The organism is Sphingopyxis granuli NBRC 100800, from assembly GCF_001591045.1.
GTDB lineage: Bacteria > Pseudomonadota > Alphaproteobacteria > Sphingomonadales > Sphingomonadaceae > Sphingopyxis > Sphingopyxis granuli.
The window spans coordinates 1-6,974 of record NZ_BCUA01000133.1; the positions used below are offsets into that span (position 1 = coordinate 1).

A 6,974-nucleotide genomic window follows, 5' to 3' on the forward strand; every position below is an offset into this window, starting at 1 on the left:
AAGTGGGTCAATCCAAAGTCATCAGAGTCTAGCCCCGACGCGCGCTTCCTACGCCGCCCAGTCCTCCAGCAGGTGGCGCGCGATCGCCAGCGGCGGCGGCGCAAGGAAGGGCGCGTCCATGTCGCCCGCCAGCGCCGCGCGCACCCCGGCGCGATCGACCCAGATCGCCGCCTCTATCTCGGTCTCGTCGAGCGTCAGCGCGCCGCCCGCTGCGCGCGCGCGGCATCCGATCATCAGCGACGAAGGGAAAGGCCAGGGCTGGCTCGCCACATAGGCGACGTCCGACACGCGGATTCCCGCTTCCTCGAACAATTCGCGCGCCACCGCCTCCTCGAGCGACTCGCCGGGCTCGACAAACCCCGCGAGCGCCGAGAACATCCCCGGCGCGAACTGCCGCTGACGCCCGACGAGCACGCGCCCGTCATATTCGGCGAGCATGATCACCACCGGGTCGACGCGCGGGAAATGCTCGGCGCGGCACTGGCCGCAGCGGCGCCCCCAGCCGGCACGGAACAGCTCGGTCGGCGACCCGCAGGTGGCGCAGAACCGATGCCGCGCGTGCCAGTCGACGAGGCTGCGCGCGCCGCCGTAAAGCGCGAGGTCCTGCGCGCTGAGCAGCGGCAGCAGCCGCATCACGGTGCGCGAGCGCGCGTCGATGCGCTGCGCCGGGTGCGGTTCGCGGACGAAATAGGGAATGCCGCGCTCGTCGCGTCCCAGCAGCATCGGCGCGCGTGCGTCGGCGGGGTCGAGCAGTTCCCAGCGCAGGCCCGTGCCATCGTCGCCGGGCACGAAATCGATGCCGTCGAGCGTCAGGCAGCGCGCGCGGGGATCGGCCTTTGCGGCGGCGAAGGCCTCCGGGTCGGTGCGAAGCTGGTCGGCGCGGTCGAGCCACGCCCCGGTGAAGCCGAGTGGTGCCGGCATCAGCGCAGCGCGTCCTTGTAGAAAGCCTCGCCGAATTTCGCCTGAAAGGGCAGCGCCTCGGCCGGCATATATTGGGTGTAGCCGCCGACGCGGTAGCCGCGGGCGCGGTCGACAAAGCCGATCGTCCCCGCCGCGCCGCCCCAGCCATAGACGCCCTCGCCGGTGGGCGAAGCGGCGAGCGAGACGCGCCCGCCCGCGCCGAAGCCTTCGCCCTCAATGAACGTGCCCTTGCGGTCGACCGAATCGGTCAGCAGGTTCGACATCGCCAGCCGCGCGGTTTCGGGCTTCATGATCCGCACCCCGCCGGTCTCGCCCTCGCCGAGCAGCATGGCGAGGAAGCGGTCGTAATCGCGCGCGCTCGAAACCAGGCCGCCGCCGCCATAGGGCATCGGCGGCGGATCGAGGTAGATCGAGCTGGTCGCCGGATCGACCGGCAGCAGCACCGGCCCCATCGGGAAATAATTGGTCGACAGCCGCCCGACCTCGCTCGCCGGCACCTGGAAGAAGGTGCTGCTCATCCCCAGCGGATCGAACAGCCGCGTCTTCAGAAAGGCGTCGAAGGGCTGGCCCGCCGCCACCTCGATCACCCGTCCCATCAGGTCGAGCCCGACCGAATAGCTCCAGCGCGTGCCGGGTTCGTGGACGAGCGGCAGCTTCGCGAGCCGGTCGGCGAAGGCCGCGAGGCTGGGCGCGGGCGTGATTGGTGGCAGGCCGGGGATCGGCAGGCGGCTGATCTGCCCGCCGACCAGTCCGGCCTCGTTATAGGCGTCGCGCAGCGGCCCCTTCTGGATGATGTTGTAGCCGAGCCCGGCGGTGTGAGTGAGCAGTTGGCGCACCGTGATCGGTCCCTTGGCCGGACGCACGTCGGTGATCGAGCCATCGGGCGTATTCTGCACCGTCATGTTCGCGAAGGCGGGCAATATGTCGGCGATCGGCTGGTCGAGGCCGAGCCGGCCTTCCTCGATCAGCAGCATCGCCGCCATCGCGGTGACCGGCTTGGTCATCGAATAGAGGCGCCACAGCGTGTCGGGACCGACGGGCTTGCTCGAATCCATCGCCTGCCGCCCGGCGCCGAAGCTGACCGCCGCCGCCTGCCCCTTGCCGATACAGGCAAGCGTGCCGGCAAGCTGCCCACGCTCGACGAAGCCCGTGACGAAGGCGTCGGTCGCGGGATAGAGCGCCGCGCCGTCGGCTTTCCATGCAAGGGCGCTGCGCGGCAGCAGCGTCGCCGCGCCGCCGAACGCCAGGCCGCCGAGCAGCGCCCGGCGCGACACCATCATGTTCATACGTCCTTCTCCCGCATCTGGTCGACGAGCTTGCGATAGAGCGTCGGCAGCCCGGCCTCGTCAAGCGCCGAAAGCGGCCACCATTCGCCTTCCCCTGCGGCAAGCGCTGCTTCGCCGGGCATCAGCGTCAGCCGCAGATCGAAATGCGTGAAGCCATGATCGACGCGCGCCAGTCCCGAATCGGGCATCGGCGCGCGCGCCCATTCGCCGCCGGGCAGCGCGCGCATGCCGCCGAGCATCCCCTTGCCCGGCCGGCGGACCAGCCAGATGCGGCCCTTGTCCTCGATCCACCAGGCGATGCCGTGGCGCTGCGGCTTCGCCTTCTTCGCGGGCTTGACGGGCAGCCGCTCGATGTCGGCGCGGCCGCGCGCGCGGCAATCGGCCATCAGCGGGCAGATCGCGCAGGCGGGGCCGCGCGGCGTGCAGATGCCTGCACCCAGGTCCATCAGCGCCTGCGCGAAATCGCCCGGCCGGTCGGCGGGCACCAGCGGTTCGAGCGCCGTGCGGATGGCGCGCTTGGCGGCGGGCAGCGGGGTCTCGATCAGCCGATGGCGCGTGATCACCCGCTCGATATTGGCGTCGATCACCACCGCGCGCCGCCCGAAGGCGATCGCCGCGACCGACGCCGCCGTATAGTCGCCGATGCCGGGGAGCGCGCGCAGGTCGGCTTCGCTGTCGGGAAATTGCCCGCCGTGCTCGGCGACCACCGCGCGCGCGCAGGCGAGCAGGTTGCGCGCCCGCGCATAATAGCCGAGCCCCGCCCACGCCGCCATGACGTCGGCGTCGGCGGCGGCGGCCAGATCGGCGACCGTCGGCCAGCGCGTGGTGAAGCGCTCGAAATAGCCTGCCACCGCCGCGACGGTCGTCTGCTGGAGCATGACCTCGGCGAGCCAGACGCGATAGGGATCGGGCACCGCGTCGCTTCCCGGCGGCACGCGCCACGGCAGCACCCGCGCCGAGCGGTCGTACCAGCCGAGCAGGCGCGCGGCGAAGTCGACGGGCGCGGCTTCAGTCTTGTCGCGATCGGTTCTGTCGGAAGTCTGGACGCTCACCCCTCGCCTATGGCATGGCGGCGCGCATGGCGAAAGCACAGAGCGGAGAAACGCCCGCCCGAAAGGCGAAGGACGCAAAGGCGAAGAAGACGCCTGCCCGCAGCTACGAACGCCCGCGCGGCGGGGAAGCGCGCGCGATCGCCGACCTCGTCCCCGAAATCGGCCGCACCGCCTTCCGCAAGTTCGGCTTCATCCAGTCGTCGGTCGTCAGCCGCTGGCGCGAGATCGTCGGCGACCGCCTCGCCGACGTCACCCAGCCCGCGATGATCCGCTTTCCCGCCGGGCAGAAGGCGGGGGGCACGCTGCATCTGACGATCAACGGCGCGCACGCCCCGATGCTCCAGCATGTCGCGCCCGACATCATCGGCGCGGTCAACCGCTTCTTCGGCTATGCCGCGATCGCGCAGGTGCGGATGACGCACGGGCAGGTCGCGCCCGCCGCGCCGCCCGTTCAGCCGCCAGCCATGCTAAAGCCCGTACCCGCCGAACTGGGGGACAGCCTGCGCGACATCGGCGACCCGGAACTGCGCACCGTGCTCGAACGCATGGCGGCAGGGCTGGCCGCGCCGCCGAAGCTTCCCCGCATCAGTTGAACGAAGGACCGGCCGCCCATGCCCAGACATATCCCGTCCCTATCGACCCGCCGCCTCGCGATCGGAACACTCGCCGGCGTCGCCCTGACCGCGCTGGTCGCGGCTGCCCCCGCGAAACCGGCCGCTGAGCGCTGGTCGGCGACCATCTCGACCAGCCCGATCGGCGCGCATCTGGTCGGCAAGCCAGGCGCCAAGGTGAAGCTGGTCGAATATTTCAGCTATACGTGCAGCCATTGCGCCGATTTCGCGAAACAGTCGGCGGTGCCGCTGAAGACGCTCTACATCGACACCGGGCTGGTGCAGTTCGAATATCGCAATCTGGTGCGCGATCCGCTCGACCTGACCGCAGCGCTGCTCGCGCGGTGCGGCGGCGCCAAGGCGTTCGTCGGCAATCATCAGGCGATCATGCTCGCGCAGCCCAGCTGGCTCGGCAAGGCGGCGAAGATGACCAAGGAGCAGCTCGCGCCCTGGTATCAGGGCAGCGAAGGCGAACGCACCCGGCGCATCGCCGCCGATACAGGGCTCGACACGCTGATGCGCGGCCGCGGTTACACCAAGGCACAGATCGACGCCTGCCTCGACAACGACGTCGCGTCGGCCGAGATATTGGGGATGACCAATATCGGCCAGAACGCCGACCGCGTCGCCGCGACCCCAAGCTTCTTCATCGACGGCAAGAATGCGGAGGTCAGCGATTGGCCGAAGCTCAAAACGCGCCTCGACCTCGCGCTCAAGGGCGCTTAAGAACGCCTCGACACGATTTTTCGGAGACCAAAGGATGACCCTTCCCCCGCTGCGCATCGCCCTGCTCTGTTCGCTCGGCGCGCTCGCGCTCGCTGGCTGCGGCGAAAGCAAGACCGACCAGAATCAGGAGCAGGCGGTGATCGCGAAGGTCGCCGCGCCCGCGGGCAAGAGCTGGTCCGACACCGTCACCGTCACCCCCGACGGCGGCTATCTGATGGGCAATCCCGACGCGCCGGTGAAGGTCATCGAATTCGCTTCGCTCACCTGCTCGCACTGCGCCGATTTCTCGGAGGAAAGCCACGAGGAACTGAAGCGCGACTTCATCGACACCGGCCGCGTCAGCCTGGAACTGCGCAACTTCATCCGCGATCCGCTCGACGCATCGGCCGCGGCGATCATCCGCTGCGCGCCGACCGAGCGCTATTTCCCGCTGATGGCGAACGTCTTCGCCTCGCAGGCCGATCTGTTCGCGGGCGCGCAGGCCAATCCCGATGGCGGCGAAAAGGCGATGTCGCTGCCCCCCGCGCAGCGTTTCCCGGCGCTCGCCAAGGCGTGGAAGCTCGACACCTTCTTCCAGTCGCGCGGCATGACCGCCGACCAGGTCAACGCCTGCCTGTCGAACCTTCCCAACATCGAAAAGCTCGAACAGAGCACCAATGCCGCGATGGAGACCTATCGGATCTCGGGCACCCCCAGCTTCATCATCAACGGCCAGCTGGCCGAGGGCATCGCGGCCTGGGGCCCGCTGCGCGACCGGCTGCGCACGATGGGCGTGCGCTGACCGTCGCGCTTCCCGCCCCGCGACCGGCGGCGCGGGCGAAATCGTCCCCCTTGCGACTCCCCCGCCCGCGCGGCATGACGGCGGGCAAGGGGGATATGTGACCCAAGCGTTGCACAGCCTGCGATTCGACCGACTGCACGGGGACCGCCCGTGCAGATAAAGCGGCTGCGCCTGACCGGTTTCAAGAGCTTCGTCGAACCCACCGAGCTGCGCATCGAGCCGGGGCTGACCGGCGTCGTCGGCCCCAACGGCTGCGGCAAGTCGAACCTGCTCGAGGCGATCCGCTGGGTGATGGGCGAATCGAGCCCCAAATCGATGCGCGGCGGCGGGATGGAGGACGTCATCTTCGCCGGCACCGCGTCGCGCCCGCCGCGCGATTTCGCCGAGGTCGCGATCCATTGCGACACGGGCGGCGCGGTGGTCGCCGGGCTTTCCGACGCGACCGACGGGCACGAGCTGGAGGTGATCCGCCGCATCGAGCGCGGCGCGGGAAGCGCCTATCGCGCCAACGGCCGCGACGTGCGCGCCAAGGACGTCGCGCTGATCTTCGCCGATGCCGCGACCGGGGCGCACAGCCCGGCGCTGGTCAGCCAGGGCAAGATCGCGAACGTCATCGCCGCCAAGCCGACCGACCGCCGCGCGATGCTGGAGGAGGCGGCGGGCATCGCCGGCCTTCACGTCCGCCGCAAGGACGCCGAGCAGAAGCTGCGCGCGACCGAAACCAACCTGACCCGCCTGTCGGAGATCGTCGCCGACATGGAGGTGCGCGCCAACGCGCTGCGCCGACAGGCGCGCGCGGCGGAGAAATACCAGCGGCTGAGCGAAGAGATCCGCGTTGCCGAGGCGCGGCTGATCTATGCGCGCTGGCGCGCCGCCGCCGCCGCCGCCGATCAGGCACGCCGCGACGCCGACGCGGCCGAGGCCGCGGTGAAGGCGGCGCAGGACGAACTCGAAACCGTGTCGAACGCGCAGACCGAGGTCGCCGCTCGTGTCGCCGATGCGCGCGGCGACGCGCAGGCGCAGCGCGACGCGCTGGCCGAGGCGACCGCAACGCAGGTCCGCCTTGCCGGCGAAGAGCGCGCGGCACGCCAGCGCCTCGACGACCTGGGCACGCAGCAGGCGCGGCTCGCCGACGACCGCGCGCGCGAGGGCGATCTTGCGCGCGACGCCCATGCCGCGCTGACCGCGCTCGACACCGAGGCGAAGCAGCTCGCGCAGCAGATCGGCGCGCATGACAATGGCAAGGCGGCGCTCGTCGAGGCGAATCAGGCGGCGCAGGCACGGCTGCGCGATGCCGAGGTGGCACTGGCGCAGGCGCGTGCGCGCGCCGCAAGCGAAGCCGCCGACCGCCGCATCGCGCTCAGCGCGCGCGACGGCGCTGAAACCGCGGTGCGCCGCATCGCGGGCGAACAACAGCGTCTCGAAGCCGAGGTTGCCGCGCTCGGCGACAGCGCGGCGCTGGCCCGGACGGTCGAGGAGAGCGCAGCGGCCGCCGAGCAGGCGGAGGCCGCGATCACCGCGGCCGAAGCCGCGATCGGCGACGCCGAAGCCGGCCGCGAGGCGGCAACGGCGGACCTCGCGGCGGTCGACGCCGCGC

General features: G+C 70.8%; 7 protein-coding genes. 4 read left to right on the forward strand and 3 right to left on the reverse strand.

What is annotated here, in order from left to right; translation table 11 throughout:
• Positions 1 to 48 precede the first annotated feature (48 nt).
• The 3 genes from nudC to SGR02S_RS18485 are packed head-to-tail and all read right to left on the reverse strand — an operon-like array spanning position 49 to position 3,259.
• Positions 49 to 921: an NAD(+) diphosphatase gene (gene nudC, locus SGR02S_RS18475; RefSeq protein ID WP_067113545.1), complete on the reverse strand. Its 873-nt coding sequence runs from the start codon at positions 919 to 921 to the stop codon at positions 49 to 51.
• Complete coding sequence (locus tag SGR02S_RS18480; protein WP_067113548.1) at positions 921 to 2,207, reverse strand: serine hydrolase domain-containing protein; 1,287 nt, start codon at positions 2,205 to 2,207, stop codon at positions 921 to 923. Before SGR02S_RS18480 ends, nudC begins: the two co-directional genes overlap by 1 nt.
• Positions 2,204 to 3,259, reverse strand: a complete 1,056-nt coding sequence (locus SGR02S_RS18485; RefSeq protein ID WP_419964885.1) for an A/G-specific adenine glycosylase — start codon at positions 3,257 to 3,259, stop codon at positions 2,204 to 2,206. The genes SGR02S_RS18480 and SGR02S_RS18485 overlap by 4 nt, the downstream gene beginning before the upstream one ends.
• A gap of 26 nt (positions 3,260 to 3,285) precedes the next feature.
• Between SGR02S_RS18485 and SGR02S_RS18490 the strand changes: the two genes are divergently transcribed.
• The 4 genes from SGR02S_RS18490 to SGR02S_RS18505 form a co-directional block, all read left to right on the forward strand.
• A complete protein-coding gene (locus tag SGR02S_RS18490; protein ID WP_067113561.1) occupies positions 3,286 to 3,852 on the forward strand; it encodes a DUF721 domain-containing protein in 567 nt (188 codons plus the stop codon).
• An 18-nt stretch (positions 3,853 to 3,870) separates the two neighbouring features.
• On the forward strand, positions 3,871 to 4,596 hold the full coding sequence (locus SGR02S_RS18495) for a DsbA family protein (RefSeq protein ID WP_067113554.1): 726 nt from the start codon (positions 3,871 to 3,873) through the stop codon (positions 4,594 to 4,596).
• Between the two features lie 34 nt (positions 4,597 to 4,630).
• Positions 4,631 to 5,377 carry a thioredoxin domain-containing protein gene (locus tag SGR02S_RS18500; RefSeq protein ID WP_067113556.1) on the forward strand — a complete coding sequence of 249 codons (747 nt, stop codon included), beginning with the start codon at positions 4,631 to 4,633 and terminating at the stop codon, positions 5,375 to 5,377.
• A 150-nt stretch (positions 5,378 to 5,527) separates the two neighbouring features.
• Positions 5,528 to 6,974: AAA family ATPase (locus SGR02S_RS18505; RefSeq protein ID WP_156483131.1), on the forward strand; the 1,447-nt coding region annotated here is incomplete at its 3' end.